The sequence below is a fragment of the Microbacterium sp. NPDC055665 genome (genome assembly GCF_053618035.1).
The window spans coordinates 22,448-47,215 of the sequence record NZ_JBSHGY010000011.1; the positions used below are offsets into that span (position 1 = coordinate 22,448).

Below are 24,768 nucleotides of genomic sequence, written 5' to 3' on the forward strand. Positions count from 1 at the left end.
GAGTATCGGGATGACGTTTCTGGAGTTTCTCGCGGCGTTCGTCCCGCAGCTGCTCGCCACTGTCGTTGGTGGATTGTTGGCTGTGTACGCCGCCCGCCTCGCCTTCAACTGGGAGCAGGGGGCGGAGCGTCAGAACGACGTCGAACGGGTAGCTGAGTCACTGATGCAGCGCATCGGTGACTATGTTGTGGCGGCGGAGGCATACCGGCGAGAGTTTGCTCTGATCGACTGGCGGCAAGGCCAGAAGCCACAGCGCACCATGCCTCACCCTGCCGGAGTATCCATCGAAGTTGAGATGCTCCGCGTCCGCACGTCAGGGGACGACGCGGAGATCGCGGACGAAATCGGTCGCACATGGGACGCGGTCGCGCACGCACCACTCGACAACGTAGCCACAGCCTGCGGGGTTCTCGCTGGTGCGATCGCATCGTGGAGACGCGGGGTACCTCGAGCACGGGTGATGGATAGCCTCGAGACCGCACGTCAGCTGTCGCTGGCCTCCGGTGAGTTCGACGTGAGCCCGGACGACTAGCAACGTCAACGGCGTTCTTACCGATCGGGATAGCGCCCGCGGGGCGCGGCGGGCCGACGGAGCGGCCCGATGGAGTCGCGCACAGCGCGACACCCCTTTTCTTTTTGCCTTGAAGCCTGCGGCATCCTACGGTCGGCGTTCCTCCACGCAAGCCCCACTGCGTGGGGCCGGCTCCCCCGAGATTTTCGCCACGCGCTGCGCTTATTCCGCGGCGAAATTCTCTCCTCCCCCGCCCTTCGGGTTGCGCTCCGTCCTTCTCCCTGACGGCACGAAACGTGCCTTCAAGGCAAAAAGAACGAGGAGGAGGACCATGAACAACACCACGAGTTCCCGGCACCAGGTGGCGGTCGAGCGCCGCGCAGGTCGGGAGCGGCCAACCGACCTCCTCGACCTCCTCGCAGAGATCGACGCACCCCGCCGCGACTGCGGACACCTCATCCCCATGGACAACTACGTCCACGCCGAACAGTGCCTCGCCCTCACCTGCCCGCTCTGCGGCATCACCGTCCGCAACGCCTACGCCCTCGTCATCGAACACGGCGCCCTCGACGACGACGCCATCACACGCTTCGGCACCTGTTGGCCCCAGCACTGGATGTTCGAACGCGTCGCCTCCTGCACCACCTGCCACTGGCCCACCTTCGGCACCTGGCCCTGCCGCAACGACAACTGCGCCACCGGGTGCCACGCATCCCACCCGGTCAACCCCTGCCCCACGGAGGTCGCACGCCATGTATGACCTCCTCGACCTCCTCGAAGACATCACCCGGCCCGCCTACACCGGCCCCGCACCACTCGGATTCACCGGCCGCTACTTCACACCCGAGCAGCTGCTCGAGGCGAGGGCCGAACTTGCCAGAATCCGCGGCCAATGGTCGAAGGATCACCCCACGCTTGGGGCCTGGATGCTCGGCATCACCACCGGCTGGTGCGCGATTGCCCCCGGGCACCGCCTCTGCCTCCTGCAGACCGACCTGTGGTGCCGGTGCCGCTTCCCCTACACCGTCGCTCAGTGGGAGAAGATCGGCCCCTGCTCCTGCGTCGGCGACCTTCTCTACCAAGCCAACTGTCCCGACTGCTTCTGGCACCACATCAGCGCCAACGAAAGCGGGGCCGTCATCGCCTGGCGCGACCACGCCTGGCCCGGCTGGCGAGACCTCCCCACCCTCCCCGCCAAACTCCGCGGACGAGCCGGCACCCGCACCATGACCCCCAGACTCGACGCCTGGCTCGACGCGAACTACCCTCCCGAGTTCCGTGTCGATGGCGCACCCATCCTCACCGACCGACCTGGCCGCTGCGTCCCCGGGTACAGCCCCTACGGCGGATACGACATCGCCGTCTCGAACCGATAGACCGACCCGAACGGAACCCCATGACCGAGCACACCGATACCCCTGCGGCCGTCGAGCTTGCCGAGCGAGTCCGGCACGAGAGCCCCAATCAGGGTGAGTGGATCATCTACGAGAACGACGTCTACGCGCAGGTGTTCGAGTTCGCCGAGCACCGCCGCCTCCTCATCTGGGACGAAGCAGACCTGATGGGCAGCACCCGCGGATACTCCTGGCAGGAAGAAGTGTGGACCGGGTCAACCTGGGTCGACGTCACTGGGATCTCCACCGACAACACCGTGCCATTGACCGTCGATGAGATTCGCGTCCACCTTCGAACCTTTCGCAGCGACGCCATCGCGACCCGTCCCGAGATCCTGACGCCACGAGAGGCCGCGCTTGATCGGCGGATGCGCCGGGCCTTGAGCGCAGCCGCCGCCACGGCGCAGGACGTGCGGCGGCTCACGACGCAACTGCGAGATACGACCCGCGACCTCGACGCCGCGCGCCAGGAGAACGCGAGGATCCGCGCCGCCTTGGTCGCCCTCACCAACAGCCTCGGTGCACCTGGACGCGCTGCGCCCCCGGCACCGCCGATCGACTCCGCCGGGGCCGGCCTGTAATCGGACCCTCGGACGTCGACGTGCCGCCCCAGGCATCCGGGGCGGCACGTCGACGATGATCAGATCATTCGGTGGGTCGGGCGGTGCGTGTTTGCTCAGCACGACCAGTCGAAGAGCGTGGGCTGGTCGGGGCCGGCACCAGCGATCACCGCGGCGATCGCTTCCCGATTCCAGCCCATAGTGAGCACGACGTCGCGGAGGGTGCGGGACCGCGCGGCGAGCTGTCGGCGTGACAGGCCGCGCATCCCGACCTGGTGGCGGCCAGCTCGACCCTTCCGTTCGCGATCACGCATGTTCGTACTGTGATCCGCCGCGAGCAGGTGCGTGTCAGCTGCAGACGTGACACGCACACAGATCGGCACGTCACAAGTGTGGAGGAGCTCGACGTCAGGCGTCAGCTCCCGCCCGGTGACGTGCTCGTACAGGAACCGGTGCGGGCGCACCATCCGCTCTCGCCCATCGCGACGGATAGAGAACCTCCCATATCCGTCATCCGCGATCGCGCCGACCCACAGCCAGCAGTCTTTCTCTCCCGGGCCTTGGATGACCTTGGTGATGAAGCGGGCGTGTTCGCTAGCCTTCACTGCGGATCACGCAGCAGCCTCGGCAGCCGACTCGTGCGCGGACACCGTTTCGGAGATCTCCGTCACGGCATCAGCCACGGATGTTTCCTCGGCCCGCGACCGGGTCGGCGCGGCGGGCTCGACGAGCTTCGACAGCCGGGACACGTCGGCCGTAGAAATGCCAACGAGATCCGCGATTGTCGCGACCGTCTCCAACTCCCGCAGCAGGCCGACAGCACGGCCCTGCTCCTGCTCGAGCAGTGCATGCTTCTGCGCGAACTCTTCGAGTACGCGCTCGCGTTCCGCGGCGAGCCGATCGATACTGTCCGCGCTCAGAAAGAATGCTGTCGCCGCATCCTCGATCCGTTGCTCCCGAAGCCGCTGCTCCGCCAGCTGCGCTGCGCGAGCCGCTCGGACCCGCTCGCGGATAACCGTCTGCGCAGAACGTGTCGTCTTGGTCTTCGACATAGGGGTACTCCAACCCATCGTGTTCAGTTGTCCCCTTGAGCACGACTTTACCGTGCCCCCACCTCCGAGCCTGGCCGCTGCGGTCGACGAGATGGGCACGGCGCCGGCGGCGCCGCTGAGGGTGAGGGCGAGCCCTCCCCCTCAGACTCCCCCACCCCAGAAACCGTCGGCGTTGACCACCGCGGAAGTGCGTGCCGTGGACAACGCCGACGGGGCGCACCTGCCCACATGTGGACAGCACAGCGAACCCCTGGCTGTCCTGACCACATGATGGACAGCTGCGCCAAACAGACGCCACCCTTCGGGCGGCGCAACACTATGTCCTTCGGACGTGGCAAGAGCACCCGGCGGGCGCTCTTGCGAGGGTCCCCTCGCGCACCGGACGGCCCGACGCGGTCCCGCCCAGGCTTCCTGCACCCGTCACGTTCCCCACAGGGCACCTAACGGTCACCCGAGCTCCGCTACCCCCGCGGCTCGGTGATTCGGAGTTCGCCCGAGGGCTCACTCGTCCGTCCGGCCTGTCGGCGAGCCTCCATGCCTTCGGCCGGCCTATGGCTCTGCCGGCAAGCCGTCAGAGCGCCGTTCTGCACATCCAAGGATGGCAGAACGCTGAACCGAAGGTTCAGAGCCCACTTATCCTCCTCCCTCTCAGCAGCACAACACCCAAAGCAACGAACCACCCGCACAGCACCAGAACCATAGAAGGAGGAGGATAAGAGTTCACACCTCTTGCACTAATAGTGATGATCCGCCTTCGGCGGGTAAAATCGGCACCATGACCGCCTTCGCCCCCGCCCAGCCGCGCGCGGCACGGGGCGCCGAAAAATGGCCGTTCACGGGACGCCGGATGCCCCCGGCGGACGGTTCCTGATCATGATGTCGTTCCACAAGCTGTCCGCGGGCGACGGCTACGAGTACTACATCAAAGAGACCGCCTCCGCCGACGCACGCCGCACCCGCGGTGAAGAGCTCACCGACTACTACACCGTCGAAGGCAACCCTCCTGGCATCTGGATGGGCCGCGGAACGACCCACCTCGGCGTCGCCGGCATCGTCACCGAGACCCAGATGCGCGCGCTGTTCGGAGAAGGACGACACCCCGACACCGACGCCATCATGGAGCAGATGGCCGCCGCAGGGGCGAGCGAAAAAGAGATGCTCACGGCCACTCGTCTCGGTCGCGCGTACCCGGTCTACGCCCCTCACGAGACCCTGACCGGGAAAATCCAGGCGGAGTTCGAACGGTTCGAGCGGACCGAGTACCGGGAGCCCACGAAGGATGAAATGCGGGCGCTGCGCACCAAGGTCGCCGCGATCGCGTTCCGCGACGCACGCGGCCGTGACGCCGTCGACGGAGAAGAACTGCAGCGATTCCTCGCCGCCCAAATGAAGCCTGCACGGAAAGCAGTCGCCGGGATGGACTGCACCTTCAGTCCGCCCAAGTCCGTCTCCATCCTGTGGGCGTTAACCCAGGATCAGGAGATGCGGGCGGGTATCGAGCGTGTACATGAGAAGGCGATCGCGGAGACGATCGCCGCGTTCGAAGACACCGCCCTCTACTCCCGAGCAGGGCAAGCCGGCGTCCGCCAGGTCGACGTCGACGGCGGCGTCATCGTCACCCGCTTCCGCCACTACGACTCCCGAACCGGCGACCCGCAGCTCCACGACCACGCCGTGATCTCCAACAAGGTGCTCTGCGCCGACGGCACCTGGCGCTCCATCGACGCGCAGCTGATGTACAACGCCGTCGTCTCGATGAGCGAGAACTACAACCGACTCCTCACCGAGTACCTCGAGCAAGACCTCGGCCTCGCCACCCGCCAGCGCGTCGTCCAGGAGGGCAAGCCCACGGTCACCGAGATCGCCGGAATCGACGACGAGACCATCGAACGCCACTCCGGGCGCCGCATGCGCGACATCCTCCCCGTGATGAAGAAGCTCGTCGCCGACTACGTGAAAGAGCACGGCCGCCAACCCGACACCGCTGCGACAACCCAACTTTCCCAGACCGCAACCCTCTCCACCCGCGAGCGGAAGACCCACCGCACCGTGGTGCAGATGATGTCCGACTGGGCGCGCGCTGACCCCACCACGGCCCGCACCATCGATCGCAAGGTCGCCGCCGCCGCGAAGAAGGACCCCTCCCCCGACGCGCCCGACACCGAGCCCATCACCATCGCCGGTGCCGCCGAATACGTCACCGCCGTCGTCGCCATGGGACGTGCGACGTGGGGTGTGGAGAACCTCCGCGCCGAAGCGAACCGGTATGTGAAGACCCACCACGCCGCTCTGCGCGACGGGGCATCACTCCCCCACGCGACTGGCACCGAACTCGTCGAGCTCGTCACCCGCGCCGCCGTCGATGGCAGCATCCGCATCACCCCCGCACCCGTCCACGACGTGCCCACCGGGGCCACCTACCGCACCCTCGACGGGGAGAACGCCTACGAGCGCCGCGGCCGCATCCGCTACACCTCCACCGCGATCCTCGACGCGGAATCCGAGGTCCTCGCCGCCGGATCACGCACCCTCAGCCGGCCCCTCGAACCCGCCGAGTTCCAAAACACTCTCGCCACGTTCAGCGGGAAGATCAGCGAGAAGCAGAAAGAACTCGCCTGCGATTTCGTCACCAACCCGTCCGCCGTCTCCGCCGGAATCGGACCTGCCGGCACCGGCAAGACCACCAGCATGAAGCTCGCCGCCCGCGCCGCCGAAGCCGGTGGCGTCGGCCTCATCGGCCTCGCCCCCTCCGCGGCAGCGGCCGCCGTGTTCCGTGACGCGGTCGGTGTCCCCGCCCAGACCATCCACCAGTTCCTCAACGGACACGACGCACTCCCCCTGGGCCCCGACGGGATCGGCTACCTTCCCAGCACGCCCCTTCCCGTCCGCCCCGGCGACATCATCGTGGTCGACGAAGCAGGTATGGCGGGCACCGCCCTGCTCGCCTCCCTCGTCAAAGTGGCCGCCGACCTCGGCGTGCACGTGCGCCTCATGGGCGATCACCGGCAGCTATCCGCCGTCGACGCCGGCGGAATGTTCCCCCTGTTCGTCCGCCACCACGGCGCCGCCGAACTCGACCAGGTGTTCCGCTTCAAGAGCAAAGAAGAAGCCGCCGCATCGATCCTTCTCCGCGACCCCGACAACGGTGCCGACCCCTTCGCCTGGTACAAGGAACAGGGTCGCGTCGTCGCCGGCACCGAAGAACAGATGGTGCAGAAGGTCTACGAAGCGTGGCAGTCCGACGTCGAAGAAGGGCACAGCGCGATCATGGTCGCCTCGACCAACACCCAGGTCGACCAGCTCAACAAGCGCGCACAGGCCTACCGTGCCGCGACCGGCGAACTCACCCGCGGCCGCACCACGAGACTCCGTGACGGGAACACCGGACACGTCGGCGACCTCATCCTCACCCGCAAGAACAAGACCGGCCTCCGCTACAACGGCGGCGCCGACTTCGTCCGCAACGGCGACCAGTGGCGAATCACGAAGGTCTACCGTGACGGGTCGCTGCAGGTCACCCACACCGCCAACCACGGCACCCTCCGCCTGCCCGCCGACTACATCACAGCGGCCACCGAGCTCGGCTACGCGATCACCGGCAACCGCGCCCAAGGTGCAACGATCGAAGGCGACAGCGGCGACGGATTCCAGTTCGAAGGACGCGGACACGTCCTCCTCGATGGCTCCGTCAGCCGCAACAACGCGTACGTCATGGCCACCCGCGCCGTCGACGGGAACTACCTCTACGTCGCCGTCGACGACACCGACACCACCGGCATCGACAACCTCACCGACCAGCCGAACAAGGTCGCCATGGACGACGTCCTCGACCGGATCGCCAGCAATGTCTCCACGAACGCCGCCGCCCACGACATGCTGCGCGCCGAACGCGAGCGCGTCGGCGGACTCCCCCAACTGCTCGGCGAATTCAACGACATCACCGACGGCATCAACGACACCCGTCTGCGCACCCTCCTCGCCGACGTCCTCAGCGACGACGACGCCGCCGCGATCCTCGCCGACACCGATGGACTGCCGACCCTCACCCGCACCCTCCTCAACCTCGAACGCACAGGTGTCGACCTCGCGGCCGCGCTCCACGACACCCACCCAGAGGATGCGGCTGACACGGACGCTGCCGAGGCGTCCCCCTCCCCCCTCCCCGGTACTCCGGTCGACGTCGATACCCCGGTTGTTGAGAACGCATCCGCTGAGGCCACAGAGGATGAGGTCACCCCTGCGGTACGTCTCGCGACCCAGCTGCGATCCAACGCTGCACGTCTCGCGCGCCGCCAGGCGCGTGGCGCACGGATGAAGATGCTCGGCGACACCGTCGCGGCGTACTACCTTGCCGATACCATCCCCGAACAGAAGTGGCGCGAACTCACCACGTCCGCGCACTGGCCGTCGCTGCTACGCGCGCTCGACGAAGCCGACACCGCCGGCATGAACACCGAGACCATCACCACCGCCGCACTCTCCGCGATGGAAACGAACCGAGCCGGTCGCACCACCGATGCGCAGAAGAGCAAGTTCGACGCCGCCCGCATCACCGCCAAAACCATCCGTGCGATCACCCGCGAGAACGACAAGCGCTACCGCGCCCCCGTCGTCCTCGAACACCTTCCCGAGGTGCCCCGGTTCATCGCCGACCTCTCCCCCCTCACCGCCACCGGTCCCGCCGCGAAATACCCCGCCGATGCCGCTACGAACCTCCGCGACCGGTGGGCGCGCATCCGAGAAGAACTCACCGACAACGGACAGGTCCTCGCCCACACCCGCCCCGACTGGACCACACCGCTCGGCCCTGTCCCCGCCGACCCGACAGCCCACGCCGAATGGGTCAAGCTCGCCGGCATCACCGACGCCTACCGCACCCGCTACCACGTTCCCGACACGGAAACCGCCCCCGTGCCCGCCGAACACACCACAGAAGGCTCACCGGCGAAGCTCCTCACCGACCACATCAACCGGTTCCGCACCGGTCACTGGGACGCCCCGGTCGCAGACAGTGAGCAGCTGCGCGCCGCAGCCGCGGAGGCCATCGCGCGCCGCCACCGCCGCCTCCCCGACGCGCCCGATCGTGCCGCGATCTCTCAACACGCAGCCGATCACACCGTCGATGAGCTCCGCCACGACCTGGAGCAGATCGGCGTCGACGAGGTCCCCGAACCCGAACATGCCAGCCAGACCGCCAACGCCGAAGCGCTCCTGACACGCATCAGAGGGCTCACCGGTGAACCGCAGCACACCCCCGGCTGGAATGACGCTGCCGCGACCGCCGACGAACAACGCCACCGCGGTCCCAGCCTGTGAACATCTGTGCAAGCTACGGTCGAGACATGCCCTTCCCGTCAACGCAGGAACTCACCCTTCCTGCCTCCCCCGCCTCTGAGTCGGCGTGGTACACGCTGCTGTGGGTCAGCGTCGGGATCGCAGCGGGCATTCTGCTCGGAACAGCGATCACGATCGCAGCCGCCCTCGGCGGCACTGTCACCTAGGCGTCAGGCAGCCTCCGCCACGCCGCCCGACGCGTGCAGAGACGCCCCGCCCCTGCCGGGCATGTCAGAGCCCCGGCGTACACTGCGAACAAGAAGAGGAGCCCGCCATGACGCCCACCAGCAGCCAGACGCGAGTGCCCACCGTCGTCCTCTACGACATCATGAGCGAAGCGGCAACACGCGTCCGCGGCGCCCTCGTCACACTGACCGACAAGCACCCTGCGAACGCGGACACCTACCTGCGCGCAGACATCGCACTCATGGACCAAGTCGCTGCCGTCGACCCGGACGACCGCGACAACATCGTCCGCACCACCGAAACCCTCCGGGCAATGTACGACCAGCTCAGCGCTGCGTGAGCATCAACGAGGCGTGGATCCACGCCCGCTTCCACGACATGATCGTGCCGCGCATCTTCGCCCGCGCACGCCCCGTCACAGATCCGCTCTGGATCGGAATCGGCGGACAGCCCGGCGCCGGGAAGACGCACGGCCGCGACCGCGCGCTGCGCCTCAACGGCGGCATCCCCGTGACCGCGATCATCGGCGACGACCTCCGCCCCTTCCACCCCGACTACCAACGCCTCACCCGCGAAGACCCACTCGCCATGCCGGCCGCCACCGCGGCCGCATCCGCCCGCTGGGTCGAACTCGCCCTCGAATACGCCCGAGAACACCAGTACAACGTGCTCGTCGAAGGCACCTTCCGCCGCCCCGAAATCACCCTCGGCACCGCCGCGCAGTTCCACGACGGCGGCTATCGCACGCACCTGGTCGCGATCGCCGTCCCACCCTGGGAAAGCCAGCTCTCCTCCATCGAACGATTCCAACTCGACCACGAAGCCGGCCTCACCGCCCGCTGGACCGACCCCGCCGCACACGACGCCGGCGTCCACGGCACGCCCCGCACGCTCACCGCAGCCGCGACCTCCCCCGCGATCGACCGGATCACCGTCGTGACCCGCGCCGGCCACGCTCTCTTCGACCAGACGCGACCGACCGACCTCACCCACGCGGCGGACGTCCTTCGAGCCCTGCACCTCACCGCACCAGCGGCGGCAGAGTTCCACGAGTGGGAACTCCGACGAAACGACGTCGTCACGTACCTGCAACGAGAACTCCCCCATGCGCCCGAAACAGTGGCCGCGGTCCACGCGCTCGAAGAGAACACCGCACGTATGCGACAACTGCGCCAAGGCACCGACCGGCGCTCCCCCGCGCACAGCACAATCCCGGACCTCGCTCAAAGCGCCGAAGCACGGCTCCAGCGCGTCACGGAGATACCCCGAGACGTGAAGAACTATGCCCCTGAACGAACCATCGCTCCCGGCGCACCCGGTCTCACGTTTGGCCCGAGCCCCGGGCCAAGCCTGTAAGCGGTGGTGGTCAGCGGTAGTCGGTTCGGTCGATGGACGCTTCGTACGCGCCACGTCCCAGGTTTGTGTTCCAGATCTTCCGTTCCCCGCTGGGGTGAAGGTTCCCGCCTGACCTGGTTCGTTCCTCTTCCCACCGCGGGTTGAACCAGGCGACGGTCTCAACCCGACTGAAGCGCTCCGGGTCGCGACCACGCCGGTCATACAGCTCGTCAAGCACGGGAACGAGATCAGTGTCCCGCGAGGCAAGAACCACCAGGTCGATGTCGGATCGTTCGGACTCGTGGATAGCAGCCAACGCGCAGAGCACGTCGATACCCTTCTCCTGTCCTCGTCCCTCTGGCTCCTTCTTACCGTGGACGTCCATCACAGGCCGTCCGTTCGCGCCGGTGCGATACCGGTACTTCAGATCGCGCAGCTCGACCGTCGCACCATCCCGCATCCATTGCGCCTGCTGGTCGAGGCAACGCCGATTCTGTTCCCAGTCATGGTCAACGTGGGGAAGGCCGCGGAACACCCGCACACACGCCAGCTCCGCCTGCGGGTACCCTTCCCTCTGGCGGGAATTCCGGTCCACCAGCAGACGGCGCGCAAACTGCATCGGGTGGATGAGTGAATCGTGGCGTTCGCCCCGCGGGTTGAACACGTCATGAGCAGTGAGATGAACGTTCTGGTAGTCGACGATGACGGCTGTCCGAAGCACTGCACCTCCAGATAAAAAAATCCCCGCCAATCCGTAGACGGCGGGGAACAACACGACATTTCTATCACATCCAGTTGTGAACGTCACATTTACAACTGGATGCCTCCTGCGCAAGCTTCAATCACTGTCCCTGCACGTGGCGACACCAAGATGCAGGTGTGATCTGTGCAAGCCGCGGTGTGGGGCCGCCGAAGGATCGGACGGCCCACACACTGTTCAACGAGACGGCTGGGTGTGGGTGGCTTACGGTTCGCGCCCGACGATGGCGTCGATCCGGTCATCACTCCCGGTCGACCGGTGGCGGAGGTGCGTCGTCGATCGGGGGTGCATCGTCGTCTGAGGGCAGGAACGCCCTGTCGTCGTCGACGGTGTTCGAGATCGTTGATGATGCCGGATGGTCTGCGCCGGTGCTGGAGGGTGCAGGGCGTGCGGCGCGTGGCGGAGGTGTAGCCGGCGACGCTTTCGAGGGGGCGGGTTTGGGCTTGTCTCTCCAGGCGAGGTCTTCGTCGAGGAACGTCGCGAAGCGTTCGGGAGCCTTGTTGTGGAGGGGCAAGGCACCGGGGCCGTCCCATGCGTCCTGATCGGTGCTGCCTTGGAAGAGTCGGAGGCGTTCGATCCGGTCGAAGGTCGGCCACAGGCACCGTTCGTGCCATTCGACGAGACCGAAACTTGGCACTCGGGACGACGTCGAATACACCGACTGGTACGCGACCATGAGTGCGGTGAACAGTTCGACGAGAACGGGGTGCTTGTACCAGTCGGTGACGATTTTGGCTCCCTGGCCGCCGAGGTAGCACAGGTAGCGGCGGTCGAGGAAGTCCATGAACGCGACGAGCTCGCCCCAGAGTCTCTGCGCCTGGACCCTGTCGAGGTGCTCCCACTGCCAGGGCCCTCCTGGCTGACCGGACAGATGGGCGATGATCGCATCGAGACTCTCACCTTGCGCCTGCAGCGCACCGGTGTGGTCGTCGATCAGGCGTGCATGGTTCCTGAGCACGAAGTCGAGATCCCCGACGGGGAACGGTGACGGCTGAGGCGCGGCACCGTCCTCACCTGCGGGAGAGCTGGGGCTGAAGCTGGTCATGCTGATCTCCTTCTTGTCGGCTATGCGGCGGGTGCGACGTCGGATCGGCGTAGCTGTTCGGTCGCCCACTGCTGGGAGTGGGTGTAGTCGCCGGCTTCGTCGGATTCCCACCAGGCCGGCATGTGCAGGATCCCGACGGGCAGGTTCCGGTAGAACATCGCCGCGTGCCCGTCGTCGAGGGTGCGCAGCTCCCCGACCGTGAGGACACGCTCTTTCGTTGTCGACGTCGACGTCGAAGGCCCGCTTGTTCCGCTCGACGTCGACGTGCGTTCGACCTCGCGTTCGTCGGTGAGGCCGGACAGTTCGGTGAGCAGCTGGTAGTCGCGGGACCCGCCGAACACGATCAGGCAGCTGGAGAGGTGGATGATCGTGTCCGCGCCTTCGTCTCCAAAACGTTGGATGGCCTGCTTGCGGCCCTGCAGGATCGCCGCGACCTGGATGCCGTGGCCACGCCCATCGGTCATCAATGCGGGTGCGGACGGCATCGGGCAGACGTTCGCGAGCTCGTCGAGGACCATGGTGAACACCGGGCTCAGCGGGGCTTCCTCGCCAGCATCCATCGCCTTCGCCTGCAGGGACTCAGCGAGAGCGGTGATGACCGGCGCCGCGAGGCCCTTCTTCTTCGACAACAGGTACAGGGTGTCCGTGCTGGCCAGGAACTCGTCGAGATCCAGCATGATCCGCCCCTCAGCAGGGCAAACCGCGTCGAGGATCTCGGGGAGCGCGAGCGATTTCACCATGATGCCGATCGTCTGCGCGGTGTTGTTGCGGGTCTCCAGCGCAGCGCCGCGGCAGTAGGTCTTGAGGTCCTTGTGCCACTGGCGTTCCACCATCGGATGGGTGGAACGTTCGAGGATCGTGTACGGGGTGTCATCGTCGAAGTCACGCATCCAGGCGACGACGTCGCGCATCGTGTACGGCTTCTGGGTCTGCACATTGCCGATCGCCGCGGCGTGCAGCATGCACCGCAGTACCGCCGCAGCCGACTCGGCGAAGAACCCGGAGTTGGAGGATCCTTTGCCGAGGGGGCGAGCGGCGACGATGGCGTCGGCGCGCTCCATCGCGACGGCGGGAGACTCGCACCCGGCAACGATGTCCCAGCCCGCCAGCCACTTCCACCGCTGCAAGATCTTGTACTCGGGGGCGAACACCAGCGGGCGACCGATCTTGGAGCGCTGCCATGCGGTGAGCAGGAACACATCCATGCGGGTGGAGGTGGTGACCACGGCGCCGACAGCGTTCACGACCATCTGCACCACGAACCGCATCGTCTTGCCTACGCCGGACATCGCCAGCACCGCAAACGAGTCCTCGAACGTCGGGTAGAACGGTTCGGTTCCGATGTACCCGATGGGACGCGGGCCACGATTGGTCTTCTCGTTCTGTGCGCGCACCCGGTCCCGGGCGAGAGTCCCATCGATGGTCTTCACGCGGCGGCGGGACCCCCACAGGCGGGCAAGCGCCCACCAGGTCGCGAACAGCAGCGCCGCGCACAACGCGAATACCGCCCAGTACACACCCGACTCGGCGAGGACCACCCCGTCGGGGAGCGGTCCTCCGCCGATGCGGGCTGCGGCAACGAGAATCGACACTGCGATGCCGACCGGGGTGAGGAAGTCCACTCCGCTCGAGGTGAACGCGAGAGCTGCGTGCAGGCACAGTACGACGATCAGCACGCCTCCGGTCAGCACGAGTGTGGCGCGCGTTTGCGCCTGCGCCTTCATGACGCACCCCCTGCCACGGCCGGCGACGAAGCGATCAGGGTGAGCAACACGAGCGCCGCACTGGCGACGATCGTGGTGATTGTGCTGGCGTAGATCAGGTGCTTGAGCTTGATGCCGCTAAGGGTGCGGGTTCCGGCGAGCCGGTAGCCGGCGGCCACGATGACCAGCAGGATCCCGGCGGCGATGAGCATGCTCAACGTCGGGTAGATCAGCGACGGGTCGCTGACGATCGCACCGACCACACTCAGGACGGCGCCGCCGCACGCCCAGATGAGCGTTGCACGCAACACCGGCCGCACGCGGCGCCGCACCTCGTCCGACGCATCGGGGAAAACGGTCAGAACTTCGGCGGTCTCCAGGTCAACCTGCGCCTCCGGGGCACGCACGATCAGCTGCGGGAACAGGTGGATGAGGCCCGCGGCCGCGGCGCAGACGACCGCGGCCACGGCGACGACAGCGCCGACGGCGGCAGCCATACTGCCGAAAGCTTCCACATAGGAGCCCGCGGGCACCGCCGGAAGGAGAGGAGGTACGTGTTGGGTCAAAGCGGTCATGGTGGTGCCTTTCTCAAGCGGCGGGGGCAGCGAGCGGATCGGTCGCGTTGCCGAGGTCGATATGGACGTGGTCGCAGGAGTCTTTGAACTGGTGGAAGTTCGTCAGCTGCAGGCTGTCGCGGCAGTGGATCTGCCCTGTGCCGGATCCTTTCGGCATGATCTGGTCGAGGTAGGTGAGTAGCTCGATCGATGCGGGGTTGCCGCCGTTGACGCGGCGGCCGCCGACGCTGACGATGTCGAGCGCCCTGGAGGGGTTGCCGCAGTGCAGCGAGAACGCACAGTTCAACGTGATGCCCAGGCAGGGACGGTTGATGTGGGAGACGCCGAGGGACCCGTACTTCTGCAGAAGCCCAGCCATCACCTGCAGGATCCTGACGTCGATCTCGCACTCGGGACGGATGGGCGTACCCTGCGCGATCGGGAGGATCTCTTCGGTGATCATCGCGGCGTCGAAGTTGGTCAAGGTGCCCGCCTCCCATCCGGCGGCGAGGATCTGCGCGGCCTGTTGGGCGCTCGCCTGGCTGAAGGCGGCATCACCGGTGCACACGGTCGCTGCGCCCGGGCCTGCGTTCACGTCGACGGGGCGCAGGTTCCGGCTGACCGATCCTTCCGGAAGCGGGATCGCCGGGCTTGTCGCGGTGAGGGTGCTCACGATTGCCGCGGCGCGGGGCGCATGCCCGATCACCTGGTCGACGTAGGACGGGCGGTCCTTCCCGTTCGGGTACTCGGCGGCGATCTGGACGGCCATGGCCGCCTGGCCGATGCTCATCGTCGACCAGGACGGTTTGGTGGCCAGCCGGGTCAGGAACTGTGTCGCTGCCCATACCGGGTCGGTGCCGTTCACGTACCCCGAGGAGGGGCGCTGCTGGAACAGCCCCACCGAGTCTCGGTCGCCATGGTCGAGGTTCTCCAGCCCCGATTCCTGGATGGCGGTGGCCACGGCGACCGTTGCGGCAGCGTTCGCGCTGTTCGGGTCCGGGAACACGGTCTTCGCGACCCCGATGATCGTCTGCGCGTTCGCCTTCTGCGAGGCGGGCAGCCGCAAGGGCCCGTCACCGACAGCAGTTGTGTCCGCCTCCGCCGCCGTACAGGCAGCGGCGGCCGGCGCGGCGAGGAAGAACACCCCGACCGTGCCGACGGCGACGACGACGGCGATCACGAGCGCGGACACAGCGATGAAGGTCTTCATGCTGCCTCCTGAGCCGGATGGCCGCCGAGACCACCATCAGTGTCCGCAATGCTCGTTTCGATCGCAGAACGCAGGTGGCGGACACGGCGCTCGGGTTCGAGACCGACCTTCAGGTAGTGCTCCCCCTTGGGTAGGCGCTGCACGTACTCCACGGCGTCCGGGTGCATGCCAGCGAGCTCCACCGCCGCGAGGGCATCCGCAGGTCGCGCCTGTCGGTAGACGTACACGGTGCCGGCGTCCTGGATGAACGCGATCGCTGGGTCATCGGCGGGGATGTCGGAGGGGTGGTGGATCGCGACGACCAGGACGAGTCCAAGGGCGCGGGACAGGCGGGCGTTCGAGCGCAACCGGGCGCCCATCGGCCCGCGCACCAGGTACCAGCCTTCTTCTACGATGAGGAACAGCACGTCCCGGTACCCGGCGGCACGACGCGTCTTCAACTGCTCGAGCACCCAGGTGTTGATGACGCTCATCACCACCGACAACACCGGTCCTTCCTCGGGAAGGTCGGAGATGTCGAACACGGTCAGCTTCTTCCCGAGCGTAACCTCGGCGCTGGTCTCACCGGAGAAGATTCCCCCGTACGCCTCGGTGAGTTCCTCGAGCTCCGCGGCCAACCCCCACGCAGCCGTGAGGACGCGGTCACCGATCAGCTGCGGGGCAACCCCGGGTGCCCGGTGCCGGTACAGCTCCGCGATCAGGTCGTCCAGGACCGGCGTCGCCTCGCCAGCGCTCTTATACACGGCAGCCAAGGCACGCCGCAGGACCTGCCGCTCCCACTTGTCGGGACGCTTTCCGGACATGAGGGTGAGCGTGTCCACGAGGATCGCGTACGGGCCCTTGGTTCCGGTGACGGCCGGGTCGAGGATGTTCAGCCGGGACCCGGTGCCGTCCAAGGTGAGTCGCACGGGCTTCACGCCCAGGAGCTTCGCGGCGGGCGCATACTCGTCGGCGTCATCGCCCTGCATCTTCTTCGAGATGACCACGGCTCGCCGCCCGAGCAGGAGCAGCTGCCGCAGCAGGTAGACGGTCTTCAGCAGGGACGACTTCCCGGTGCCGACGTCGCCGAAGATGCACACGTTCGGGGAATCGACCCGTCGTCGGAACGCCCGGTAGGCGGTGACTGGGTCGTGGTGCACCATTTCACCGGTCATCGTGTCGATCCCGTCGATGACGCCTTCGTTTATCGCGCTGGAGCGGATGATGGCCGGGTTGAGGATTTCGGTCTGCCTGGTCGTGGAGATCGCCCCGGGCACCGCCGCGCGCAGGAACCCTGCCGACTTCTGCCACCGGTTCACGGTGATCTGGTACCCGCGATCCGGTTCCCACGACCACAGGGGTGCCAGCGGATCCGGGGCGAAAAGGTCCTGCTCCGTCGAGGGTGTGCTCGTCACCGTGTTCATAGCGTTTCCTTCTCTGTGGCGATTGATTCCAGGCCGGTGAAGACCTGGTCGGTGCGGCGGCTCTCCGCCGGCAGGATGCCGCGGCCGGTAGGCCAGCAGAAAGCGGCCGCTGTGGAGGACTGGGTGCCCATCCACTCCAACTGTCCGAGCCCGGCACCCGACGCTGCGGCTTGCATCGCCTCGCACGCCTCCCCCAGCTGTGCTCGGTTCCCCGCAGACACGGACAGGTAGCCGACCCAGGCGGCGCCCGCGTGCCCGGTGTCGGGTGCCAGGTCGAGGTGGCGCCGCACCGCGGTCGAGAGATTCACTGCTGTCTCTAGGTCCTCCAGGCGGCCTTCTTTGGCGCGGCCGAGCCGGTCAGCATCGTCGGAGGTCACGTCACGGGCGGCCGCGGCGCGGGCGATCGCTTGCGGGGACATCTCCAGATGGAACGTGAGGGTGCGGGGGATCTGGTCCCCCATATGCGACAGCAGCGGGTGCATCCACAACGCGTTGCGCCGGGAACCCTCGATCCGCTCCACCTCGATCCGCGCAGTACGCACCAACGTCTGCGACACCTGCCCGCGGCCGGTCTGCGCGAAGTACCTCGTCGCATGCCAGGAATCCTTGGACGGGAGGAACCCGCCCATCGGGGTGATGTCCGATACCCGGTCAATCGGGAACGACGGGACCTGCATGTGACGGATCACGGCCGCTGTCTGGCGGGCGGTCAGCGGTTCGACGTCCTGGTAGCCGGCGCCGGCAAGTGCTGCGGTCATACGCGAGATCTCGCGCATCATCAATGCCGTCCACCCGGCCTGACCTTCCTGGATCGCGGAGGCCTTCCGTTCAAACAGTGCCGTGATCGGCCACGACACCACGAGATAGTGACGGGCGATCAGCACAGAGTTTTTATTCGTGTCGATGATGTCCTTGTAGCTGACGGCGAGTACCCCATGCGCCGACGGGTCGGCCTGCTCCTCCACCCATGCCTCGTGCCGGGCGGAGTCCGGCGGCAGTGTGCGCACCAGTGTCTGGATCCGGGTGGGGAGGCTGAGCGCATCGCCCAGGTCAGCCGTCAACCGTCCGAACGACTCTGACGCCCTGTCATAGACCGCATCCGCGCCGACACCGTCAACTTGCCCGGTGGTCGCGAACGTGACCGCCAGATACTGTGCTCCCTCACGGGGACGGTGCCACTGGACGCCCGGTTCGTGCCGGGCATCATGCAGCCAACGGAACCCGTCCAATCCGTCCGGCGTCTCCCGCATCGCACGCATGTTGCGCACCGCGGCCTTGCGCTCTTTCCGTGTCTTCGCGTCAGCCACAGCAGCGGTGAGGACGTCCCAGAGATCCTGATCGAACGGAAGGTAGACCGTCAGGCCGTTCTTCTCCCGCCACGCCCACCGTCGCCGTTTCACGACACGCTCCCACAGGGAACCCGAAACCCCCGGTGACAGGGCCAGAAGCGCCAGCGCGACGAACACCGCACCGACCACCAGCACCCACTTGATGAACACCCCGATCAGCAGGAACACGCCCCCGATGACCACGACGGGAATCAGCCTCTTCCGCCGGCCACCGAATACCTTCCTGTTGGCGGATTCCCCGCCCAGCACTGCCTCACGCATCACACCCGTCCCATCTCTGCCAACGCCGACGCAAACGACTGCGCCTTCTTCACACCACCGCTCACGCCAGCAGCCAATGCCGCACCCACCAGCAACGGAACACCGACCGCTGCACCCACACCGGTCGCGGTAGCCCCCGCCCCCGCCGCCGCCACACCCGCAGCCGCACCCCCACCAGCGCCCGCGCCCGCAGCGCCCGCGCCCGCAGCGCCGGCAGCACCAGCACCCGCGGCACCGGCAGCACCAGCACCCGCGGCACCGGCGCCTGTAGCACCGGCACCGGTACTGGCTGCGGTCGACACGGCCTGACCTCCCACAGCGGCTTGTCCACCAGCCGGTGCGGCTTTGGCCGCTGCGGTGGAGCTCACCGCCGGGGTGGGGGTGTCAGCGATCGCGCCCGCAGACTTCTGCGAATCCCCTGCAGACTGCTGTTTTGTGGACGGCTGGGGGATCTTGCCGCCGAAGGTGTCGCGCTCTAGACCTGTCGACATGCCGGCAGCCCCAGCCGGGCTGACACGGGAGGCCGCCATCACACCGAGCATCATGGGGGCGAGGGACGCCATCAGCATGCCGATCGCGGGCACGGCGATCGCCAACACCACGGCCATCGCATCACCCGGCGTCTCGGTCGCCTGGAACGCGACACTCGCCGACATCTGCGTGGCCAGCAGGATCGCGAGAACGATCAGCAGCGGTGCGCACCAGATAGCGACGAGAGCCATCACCATCAGCCAGGCCGTGCGGCGGGTCTCGGGCAGGGTGATCCACACCCACGCGAGAGGAAAGAGACCACCGGTCATGTACGACATCACCAGGCCCATCAGCAGGACAAGGAACATGGTCACTGCCGACAGCAGAAGGAACAGGGCAAGGAAGTTGGCGATCAGCGGGGCGGGGAGCAACGCAAGGTAGTTCCCGTTGGTGACGAGCGCGCCCAGCTGGGTCAGGAAGATGTCGAGGTTGGTGCCGGTCACCCACACCACCAACCCATCGGTGAGCGTCATGATCAGCCCGCTGACAACGAACATCCCCCAGGGAGCCACGAGGCAACCGAGGAAGAAGGCCGGTGAGCCGGTGACGATCATGTCCGCGATCTGCGTGGGGGTCAGCCGCTTGCGGACCAGGCCGATCATGAAGACCAGGCCCCACACGATCACCGCGACCGAGAACACGACCGCGTACTGCTTCAAGAACCAGTCCGCGGTGAAGTCCGGTGTCAGCGCCTTCAGCGCCCACGGGATCACGGTTGCGAGGATGAACTTCGCCGCCTCCGCGAAAGCGTTCGTGAGAGCGCCGATCGGGTCCGTGGCGAACGACACCGCCTGGCCGACACCCGCCAGGGCGTCGCCAGCCGCGTTGAAGGCACCGGTGATCGTGCTCCACACCGAGCCCGCCGCCCCCAGGATCGACTCCCACCCTTCGGGGTTCATCAGCACGCCCCCCGGAACGGGATCGCGTCTTCACCGAAGATCGCGGCCTCCTGCTTGGGGGTGGCGCCGCGGAGCTCGGCGAGCACCCAGCCGTCTCCGGAGGGCTGCAGGACGACGTCGACGACACGTTGATGCGTCTGCCCCTGATCGTTGGTCTCCGCGACACCGTTCTCCAGCGGGGTGAACACCAGCAGTACGACCGTCTGCGCAGCGGTGTGCTCCTCGACGATGTACGACCCGCCCCACAGGCTCGCCGACCCCGCCACGGAGTCCATGCCGCCGCGCTCCACGACCACCCCTACCTGCTCAGTCCCCTTCCCCGTCGTCGCCTGCTGCAGGAACCGGCCCAGGTCTGCGTCCATCGGGGTCAGCCCCACCAGCTGCACCACGGCACCGGCGAACTCGGCAGCACCCTTCGGGGTGAGGTCGCGCGAGGCACGCAACGCCAGCACGGACCGCACGGAGATCGGAACCGCGGTGCACCCAGACGCGACCACACCCGCATCACTCGGTGAGGCGGACGCCTCCGGATCCACCGGCCGTGACGTCGACGTCGCAGCCGGCGTCACGGGAGTGTCGTCGGCGGGCTGTGTGGCGACGAGGAGAACACCGGTGAGGACCGAGGAGACCACCGCAGCAGCGGCGATCCCCCCGATCCATGCCCACACCCGGCGAGGGTTGCGCTGAACAGTCATCAGCCGGCCGCACCCGCGACGAGATTGATGACGATGAACAGCAACGAGATCACGACCATGATGCAACCCATCACGATGAACACGAGCGCCGCGCCCATCAGCTCTTTGCGGGCATGCTCGACCTCGTGCGACATGTTCTTCTTGATCGCATCCCGGATATGAAACACCGCCGGCAGCAGCTTGATCCCGGCCCACACCAGCAGCACACCCCAGATGACGCCGATACCGATCGCGAACGCCGCGGCGTTCTTCCCCGTCAGCCACGAGAAGTTGATGCTGACCCCCTCGAACGGGTTCGTGATGCTCGAGGCAGCCAGCAGCGTGAGAATCTGCTCGCCGATCATCGCTGTGCCCCCTCACCCGACGCACGACCCCGTCGCGCACCTGTCACTGCCAGGCCGGCGCCCACTGTGAGCAGCACGCCACCCGCCGCGAGCCACAGGGTCGAGTCGGCACCGGTCGCCGCCAGCTGCGGGCGTGACTGCCCCGTCGACGACGCCCGCTTGTCCCTGCTTGAGTTCGAGCTGTTTCCCGGCTGCGTAACCGGGGCTGGGGCCGTGTCCGTCGGCGTCCCCTGATCGATCGGTCCGACAGGCGCGACCGGGTCCGTCGGCTCCACCGGATCAACGGGATCGATCGGCTCCACCGGGTCTACCGGGTCGGTGGGCTCTACCGGGTCGGTCGGCTCCACCGGGTCGGGATCGGTGGGCTCTGTAGGGTCTGCGACGGACACCGTCACCGGTTCGCTCTCGGGATCGGTGCTGGCGTTCGCGCCGATCGCGGGACCCGCGAGCAGGATTGCGGTGGCGATCGCGGTGCCCGCCATCGTGGTCAGCGGTCGAAAGGTTCTCATGAGTTCTCCTGATCTGGAGGTGGAGGGGACGCCGGTTGACGGCCCCCGGGGAGGAAAGTCAGTTCTGGATCTTCGGGAACAGCGCAATGCCGTTCGTGTCAGCGGCGAGCAGCCACTTGGGCGTCAGGGCGAGCGGCTGCCACATGCCGGCCGTCACCTCGGTGGCCTTGCCGTCAAGCCACAACGCGGGAAGCCCGGTTTTCGTCGTGCCGTAGAGGTCTTGGTCGTTGAGGAACACAGCCGGCACGAACTCCGTCTGGGGTACGAGGTCGCCCGAACCGGTTGAGACGAGCACGCCGTCGGCCGCGATCATCGTGCCGCTGGGCGACACGATCGGATCGCCCGCGATCAGTGCGTGCCCGGTGACGGCTCCGTCCTCGAGGTCGTGCACGGCCAGAACCGTTCCGGCTGGGGTCGTCCAGGTGATGAACGCGAACGTGTCATTCGCGGCGATCCACCCCGACAGGGCCGCGTCTGCGATGGGGGCGGCCAGCGCGACGTCGTGCACGATCGCGCCGGTCACCGCGCCGGTCACCGCGTGCCCGGTCGCAGACGCCCACACGACCGTCTGCGTCTCGGACCGGTACCCGAGCGGGACCATGCCCGCCCGGGGTGCGGTCACACTCACCACGCCGCTGTCGGAGAACACGGTCACCGCTCCCCCGTCGACGAGGAACGCCGTACCCGACCGCACCAGCAGAGCCGACCCCTCAGGGGCTGGAACCTCAACCGCCTCCGACGCGTCCGGGCCCCACGCCAACACCGTCCCGGCGGAGCGCACCAACAGCATCTCGCCGGCCACGAACGGTGCCGCATCCGCGGCGACATCCGTGGACGAGAGCGACTTCCCGTTCTTGATGTCACGGACCACCGCGGTGGTGCCGTCCGTGGTCGAGAACACGACCAGCACACGGCGACCATCGGCAGACACGACCGCACGCTCGGCCGCCGCCTCCCACCCGGGTTCAGACACGTAACCCGGTACGGTCCCCGCCTGCGCAGACGGAACCGCAGACGGGCGCGGCTGCTCCCGCGATGCCGTCGACGCTGAGGCGCTGACGATCGCGAGCCCACCAGCGACCAGGAGCAGGAGGACCCCTACCGCGCCTACCCACCACCAGCGGACGACGATCGGCCACCATCCCGGACGGGCGCGCACCGCGGCCGTCTCTTCGGCTGGTACCGCATCGGCCGGGACGTGCGGGTCGGACGCGGTGCGCGCCAGGGCAGCGTCGAGCTCGTCCCCCTCGGACACCGCCGCCTCTGTGGCCAGGGCCTCGGAGATGGACGCCTGGGGCTCCGGTGACGTGGCGTTGGCTTCGGCCATCGGGGGTTCGTGCGCGTCCCCGGGTTCCCCCTCTGCATCGGCGGAGTCCGGCTGTACTGTCGGCGAGTTTGCGTCGGACGCGGGCACGGCATCGGTGAGGCCCAAGAGTGCGAGGACGTCCTCGTCGCCCGAGTCCTGGTCGTGATCAGCTTCCGAGTATGTGGAAACGGCGGCCGCCTCCGTGAACACACCAGCGGCACCCAGCAGCACTCCCCCGCAACGGCCGCAGTAGGGCCCAGCGGGCACCTCCGACTTGCACGTCGCACACACGATCTGAGGCACCAAGTTCTCCTTCAATTCCTTGCTCATTCCTGGTCTCCATCAAGAGCCGGGGTTACACCGATCAGGCACGCCCCGTCAGCCAGCTGAGGCAGCACCATGGCGATCGGGGTCCCGGTCGACGGACCGACCTGACCCACCAGGCATTCCCCCTCGCCCCACCGCACGGAGAACTGGATGCTCTCTGCCGGGTTCCCCACCGTTGATAGGTCCGCGGTTATCTGCATGTCTGAACGGTTGAAGCCGGCGTCCGTGAGGGCGTCGACGTACGCCCGGCTCACCGCATGCGCGGGGCCACCCCACACCTCGTCGACGATCCCGGCGAAGTATGCGAGGTTCTCCCCCGCGGTCCCGTCCGGCTGCAACACCGGTGCCGCGCTCGGCACCGGCGCCGAACTCGCAGAAGGCGTCGACAAACCCGCAGCGCAACCCGACACAAGAACCGCGACCGTGGCGAACGTCGTCGCAAACACGCTCATGGCACCGGTCCGACCCAGGGGCCGGTCGATCGAGATCCGGCTCATGACGCGCCTCCCGTCGAAGACAGCGGGCTGATGATCTCGACATCAGTGGGGAAGACCAGAGGGCTCACCCACGGGAACACCCACCAGAACAGGCCGTACACAACGGCCGAGGCCACGACGAGCACGAGCAACACCCGCACCCACCAACGGCCCGGCAGAACCCTCCACAACGCCGCGTACATCAGTCGGTCACCGCTTCCAGAGACGCCGGTGCGCCGAGCGCCCGCGGCTGGAATCCGTCGAACACGCCGTACGCGACGATGCGTTCGGCGAGGGAGTACAGGGGCGAGCAGGCCGTCAACGTGATGTACCGCCCACCATCCGAGGACGCACCACCCCGCTCAGAGGCCTGCGGGGTCGGCTCCAGGACACTCACCGTCTCGGGTGTGACGTACTCAAGGGTCCGGAACCGGTACGTGTACCAGCCGTCCGCGGTCTCAATCACGATCGCATCCCCCAGGCGCAGCTGATCGATCTGATGGAACGGCTTCCCCCAGGTGGTGCGATGCGCAGCCACCGAGAAGTTGCCCACCTGACCGGGCATACCCGACTTCGGATAGACCCCGATCCACCCCTGATCAAGCGTCGCCGCGCGGGTGACGCCGCCAGCGATCGTGACGTTGTAGTCCGCACCGAACCGAGGAACGCGCATCTGCGCACCCCACGGGACACCGTTCTCCGGATCCGCCATCTGCGGCGGCTCGAACACCTCAACGGACCCGACTGTGTCATCGAGAACCGGTGGAAGAGCCGGCGCAGGGGCGTCAGCCCATGCCTCCGTCACCTGATGGCCCCGATCGTTCGCGGCCGCGGCCATGATGACGTCACCAACCCACATCTGCCACGCGACGAACAACATCACCACCACCCCGGCCGTCAAGACAACCTCCCCCACGGCCCCGGCGACCGTCACTTTCGGCCGCCGAGCAGCGGCCTCACGCAACTGCCGGCGAGTCACCTGAACGGGAAGGGGAACCCGAGGCGCGATGGACGGCTCAGCTGC

General features: G+C 67.3%; 24 protein-coding genes. 8 read left to right on the plus strand and 16 right to left on the minus strand.

Annotation, left to right across the window (positions count from 1 at the left end):
* Nucleotides 1-10 precede the first annotated feature (10 nt).
* The 4 genes from ACWGO6_RS16895 to ACWGO6_RS16910 all read left to right on the plus strand — a co-directional run bounded on the left by ACWGO6_RS16895 (nucleotide 11) and on the right by ACWGO6_RS16910 (nucleotide 2,486).
* Entirely contained in the window at nucleotides 11-532 is a 522-nt protein-coding gene (locus ACWGO6_RS16895) for a hypothetical protein (RefSeq protein ID WP_452327364.1), read from the plus strand.
* Between the two features lie 310 nt (nucleotides 533-842).
* A complete protein-coding gene (locus tag ACWGO6_RS16900; protein ID WP_452327365.1) occupies nucleotides 843-1,271 on the plus strand; it encodes a hypothetical protein in 429 nt (142 codons plus the stop codon).
* Nucleotides 1,264-1,887 (plus strand): DUF6349 family protein, encoded by a 624-nt coding sequence (locus ACWGO6_RS16905; RefSeq protein ID WP_452327366.1) that lies wholly within the window; start codon nucleotides 1,264-1,266, stop codon nucleotides 1,885-1,887. The genes ACWGO6_RS16900 and ACWGO6_RS16905 overlap by 8 nt, the downstream gene beginning before the upstream one ends.
* A 20-nt stretch (nucleotides 1,888-1,907) precedes the next feature.
* Entirely contained in the window at nucleotides 1,908-2,486 is a 579-nt protein-coding gene (locus ACWGO6_RS16910) for a hypothetical protein (RefSeq protein WP_452327367.1), read from the plus strand.
* A gap of 95 nt (nucleotides 2,487-2,581) precedes the next feature.
* On the opposite strand, the gene ACWGO6_RS16915 is transcribed toward ACWGO6_RS16910, so the two are convergent.
* A complete protein-coding gene (locus tag ACWGO6_RS16915) occupies nucleotides 2,582-2,779 on the minus strand; it encodes a hypothetical protein (protein WP_452327368.1) in 198 nt (65 codons plus the stop codon).
* 297 nt (nucleotides 2,780-3,076) lie between these two features.
* The gene (locus ACWGO6_RS16920) at nucleotides 3,077-3,517 is read right to left on the minus strand and encodes a hypothetical protein (protein WP_452327369.1); all 441 of its coding nucleotides are present in this window, start codon (nucleotides 3,515-3,517) and stop codon (nucleotides 3,077-3,079) included.
* A gap of 825 nt (nucleotides 3,518-4,342) precedes the next feature.
* Here ACWGO6_RS16920 and mobF point away from each other — a divergent pair.
* From mobF to ACWGO6_RS16940, 4 genes are all read left to right on the plus strand, one after another.
* Nucleotides 4,343-8,833 (plus strand): MobF family relaxase, encoded by a 4,491-nt coding sequence (mobF, locus tag ACWGO6_RS16925; protein WP_452327370.1) that lies wholly within the window; start codon nucleotides 4,343-4,345, stop codon nucleotides 8,831-8,833.
* A gap of 26 nt (nucleotides 8,834-8,859) precedes the next feature.
* Nucleotides 8,860-9,018: a hypothetical protein gene (locus ACWGO6_RS16930; RefSeq protein ID WP_452327371.1), complete on the plus strand. Its 159-nt coding sequence runs from the start codon at nucleotides 8,860-8,862 to the stop codon at nucleotides 9,016-9,018.
* 107 nt (nucleotides 9,019-9,125) lie between these two features.
* Nucleotides 9,126-9,377: a hypothetical protein gene (locus tag ACWGO6_RS16935; protein ID WP_452327372.1), complete on the plus strand. Its 252-nt coding sequence runs from the start codon at nucleotides 9,126-9,128 to the stop codon at nucleotides 9,375-9,377.
* The gene (locus ACWGO6_RS16940; protein ID WP_452327373.1) at nucleotides 9,374-10,393 is read left to right on the plus strand and encodes a zeta toxin family protein; all 1,020 of its coding nucleotides are present in this window, start codon (nucleotides 9,374-9,376) and stop codon (nucleotides 10,391-10,393) included. The genes ACWGO6_RS16935 and ACWGO6_RS16940 overlap by 4 nt, the downstream gene beginning before the upstream one ends.
* Nucleotides 10,394-10,403: 10 nt before the next feature.
* Here the strand turns inward: ACWGO6_RS16940 and ACWGO6_RS16945 are convergent, their stop codons facing one another.
* The 14 genes from ACWGO6_RS16945 to ACWGO6_RS17010 form a co-directional block, all read right to left on the minus strand.
* Complete coding sequence (locus tag ACWGO6_RS16945; protein WP_452327374.1) at nucleotides 10,404-11,147, minus strand: hypothetical protein; 744 nt, start codon at nucleotides 11,145-11,147, stop codon at nucleotides 10,404-10,406.
* A gap of 226 nt (nucleotides 11,148-11,373) precedes the next feature.
* On the minus strand, nucleotides 11,374-12,177 hold the full coding sequence (locus tag ACWGO6_RS16950; RefSeq protein WP_452327375.1) for a hypothetical protein: 804 nt from the start codon (nucleotides 12,175-12,177) through the stop codon (nucleotides 11,374-11,376).
* 20 nt (nucleotides 12,178-12,197) lie between these two features.
* The gene (locus ACWGO6_RS16955; RefSeq protein WP_452327376.1) at nucleotides 12,198-13,901 is read right to left on the minus strand and encodes a type IV secretory system conjugative DNA transfer family protein; all 1,704 of its coding nucleotides are present in this window, start codon (nucleotides 13,899-13,901) and stop codon (nucleotides 12,198-12,200) included.
* Complete coding sequence (locus ACWGO6_RS16960; protein ID WP_452327377.1) at nucleotides 13,898-14,455, minus strand: hypothetical protein; 558 nt, start codon at nucleotides 14,453-14,455, stop codon at nucleotides 13,898-13,900. The genes ACWGO6_RS16955 and ACWGO6_RS16960 overlap by 4 nt, the downstream gene beginning before the upstream one ends.
* 13 nt (nucleotides 14,456-14,468) lie before the next feature.
* The gene (locus tag ACWGO6_RS16965; protein WP_452327378.1) at nucleotides 14,469-15,644 is read right to left on the minus strand and encodes a hypothetical protein; all 1,176 of its coding nucleotides are present in this window, start codon (nucleotides 15,642-15,644) and stop codon (nucleotides 14,469-14,471) included.
* Entirely contained in the window at nucleotides 15,641-17,047 is a 1,407-nt protein-coding gene (locus tag ACWGO6_RS16970) for an ATP-binding protein (protein ID WP_452327379.1), read from the minus strand. Before ACWGO6_RS16970 ends, ACWGO6_RS16965 begins: the two co-directional genes overlap by 4 nt.
* Nucleotides 17,044-18,657 carry a hypothetical protein gene (locus tag ACWGO6_RS16975; protein WP_452327380.1) on the minus strand — a complete coding sequence of 538 codons (1,614 nt, stop codon included), beginning with the start codon at nucleotides 18,655-18,657 and terminating at the stop codon, nucleotides 17,044-17,046. The genes ACWGO6_RS16970 and ACWGO6_RS16975 overlap by 4 nt, the downstream gene beginning before the upstream one ends.
* Nucleotides 18,657-20,087: a hypothetical protein gene (locus ACWGO6_RS16980; protein WP_452327381.1), complete on the minus strand. Its 1,431-nt coding sequence runs from the start codon at nucleotides 20,085-20,087 to the stop codon at nucleotides 18,657-18,659. Before ACWGO6_RS16980 ends, ACWGO6_RS16975 begins: the two co-directional genes overlap by 1 nt.
* On the minus strand, nucleotides 20,087-20,782 hold the full coding sequence (locus ACWGO6_RS16985; RefSeq protein WP_452327382.1) for a hypothetical protein: 696 nt from the start codon (nucleotides 20,780-20,782) through the stop codon (nucleotides 20,087-20,089). The genes ACWGO6_RS16980 and ACWGO6_RS16985 overlap by 1 nt, the downstream gene beginning before the upstream one ends.
* Complete coding sequence (locus tag ACWGO6_RS16990) at nucleotides 20,782-21,126, minus strand: DUF5362 family protein (protein ID WP_452327383.1); 345 nt, start codon at nucleotides 21,124-21,126, stop codon at nucleotides 20,782-20,784. The genes ACWGO6_RS16985 and ACWGO6_RS16990 overlap by 1 nt, the downstream gene beginning before the upstream one ends.
* Nucleotides 21,123-21,635 (minus strand): LPXTG cell wall anchor domain-containing protein, encoded by a 513-nt coding sequence (locus ACWGO6_RS16995; RefSeq protein WP_452327384.1) that lies wholly within the window; start codon nucleotides 21,633-21,635, stop codon nucleotides 21,123-21,125. The genes ACWGO6_RS16990 and ACWGO6_RS16995 overlap by 4 nt, the downstream gene beginning before the upstream one ends.
* 58 nt (nucleotides 21,636-21,693) lie before the next feature.
* A complete protein-coding gene (locus tag ACWGO6_RS17000) occupies nucleotides 21,694-22,962 on the minus strand; it encodes a hypothetical protein (RefSeq protein WP_452327385.1) in 1,269 nt (422 codons plus the stop codon).
* Nucleotides 22,963-23,267: 305 nt separating this feature from the next.
* Entirely contained in the window at nucleotides 23,268-23,720 is a 453-nt protein-coding gene (locus ACWGO6_RS17005) for a DUF6993 domain-containing protein (protein WP_452327386.1), read from the minus strand.
* 226 nt (nucleotides 23,721-23,946) lie between these two features.
* Nucleotides 23,947-24,723 carry a class E sortase gene (locus tag ACWGO6_RS17010; RefSeq protein WP_452327427.1) on the minus strand — a complete coding sequence of 259 codons (777 nt, stop codon included), beginning with the start codon at nucleotides 24,721-24,723 and terminating at the stop codon, nucleotides 23,947-23,949.
* Nucleotides 24,724-24,768: the final 45 nt, after the last annotated feature.

Bases quoted from the DNA above. Each gene is read 5' to 3' on its own strand.
- ACWGO6_RS16895 (WP_452327364.1), top strand. From the start codon at position 11: ATGACGTTTCTGGAGTTTCTCGCGGCGTTCGTCCCGCAGCTGCTCGCC.
- ACWGO6_RS16900 (WP_452327365.1), top strand. From the start codon at position 843: ATGAACAACACCACGAGTTCCCGGCACCAGGTGGCGGTCGAGCGCCGC.
- ACWGO6_RS16905 (WP_452327366.1), top strand. From the start codon at position 1,264: ATGTATGACCTCCTCGACCTCCTCGAAGACATCACCCGGCCCGCCTAC.
- ACWGO6_RS16910 (WP_452327367.1), top strand. From the start codon at position 1,908: ATGACCGAGCACACCGATACCCCTGCGGCCGTCGAGCTTGCCGAGCGA.
- ACWGO6_RS16915 (WP_452327368.1), bottom strand. From the start codon at position 2,779: ATGCGTGATCGCGAACGGAAGGGTCGAGCTGGCCGCCACCAGGTCGGG.
- ACWGO6_RS16920 (WP_452327369.1), bottom strand. From the start codon at position 3,517: ATGTCGAAGACCAAGACGACACGTTCTGCGCAGACGGTTATCCGCGAG.
- mobF (WP_452327370.1), top strand. From the start codon at position 4,343: ATGGCCGTTCACGGGACGCCGGATGCCCCCGGCGGACGGTTCCTGATC.
- ACWGO6_RS16930 (WP_452327371.1), top strand. From the start codon at position 8,860: ATGCCCTTCCCGTCAACGCAGGAACTCACCCTTCCTGCCTCCCCCGCC.
- ACWGO6_RS16935 (WP_452327372.1), top strand. From the start codon at position 9,126: ATGACGCCCACCAGCAGCCAGACGCGAGTGCCCACCGTCGTCCTCTAC.
- ACWGO6_RS16950 (WP_452327375.1), bottom strand. From the start codon at position 12,177: ATGACCAGCTTCAGCCCCAGCTCTCCCGCAGGTGAGGACGGTGCCGCG.
- ACWGO6_RS16955 (WP_452327376.1), bottom strand. From the start codon at position 13,901: ATGAAGGCGCAGGCGCAAACGCGCGCCACACTCGTGCTGACCGGAGGC.
- ACWGO6_RS16960 (WP_452327377.1), bottom strand. From the start codon at position 14,455: ATGACCGCTTTGACCCAACACGTACCTCCTCTCCTTCCGGCGGTGCCC.
- ACWGO6_RS16965 (WP_452327378.1), bottom strand. From the start codon at position 15,644: ATGAAGACCTTCATCGCTGTGTCCGCGCTCGTGATCGCCGTCGTCGTC.
- ACWGO6_RS16970 (WP_452327379.1), bottom strand. From the start codon at position 17,047: ATGAACACGGTGACGAGCACACCCTCGACGGAGCAGGACCTTTTCGCC.
- ACWGO6_RS16975 (WP_452327380.1), bottom strand. From the start codon at position 18,657: ATGCGTGAGGCAGTGCTGGGCGGGGAATCCGCCAACAGGAAGGTATTC.
- ACWGO6_RS16980 (WP_452327381.1), bottom strand. From the start codon at position 20,087: ATGAACCCCGAAGGGTGGGAGTCGATCCTGGGGGCGGCGGGCTCGGTG.
- ACWGO6_RS16985 (WP_452327382.1), bottom strand. From the start codon at position 20,782: ATGACTGTTCAGCGCAACCCTCGCCGGGTGTGGGCATGGATCGGGGGG.
- ACWGO6_RS16990 (WP_452327383.1), bottom strand. From the start codon at position 21,126: ATGATCGGCGAGCAGATTCTCACGCTGCTGGCTGCCTCGAGCATCACG.
- ACWGO6_RS16995 (WP_452327384.1), bottom strand. From the start codon at position 21,635: ATGAGAACCTTTCGACCGCTGACCACGATGGCGGGCACCGCGATCGCC.
- ACWGO6_RS17000 (WP_452327385.1), bottom strand. From the start codon at position 22,962: ATGGCCGAAGCCAACGCCACGTCACCGGAGCCCCAGGCGTCCATCTCC.
- ACWGO6_RS17005 (WP_452327386.1), bottom strand. From the start codon at position 23,720: ATGAGCGTGTTTGCGACGACGTTCGCCACGGTCGCGGTTCTTGTGTCG.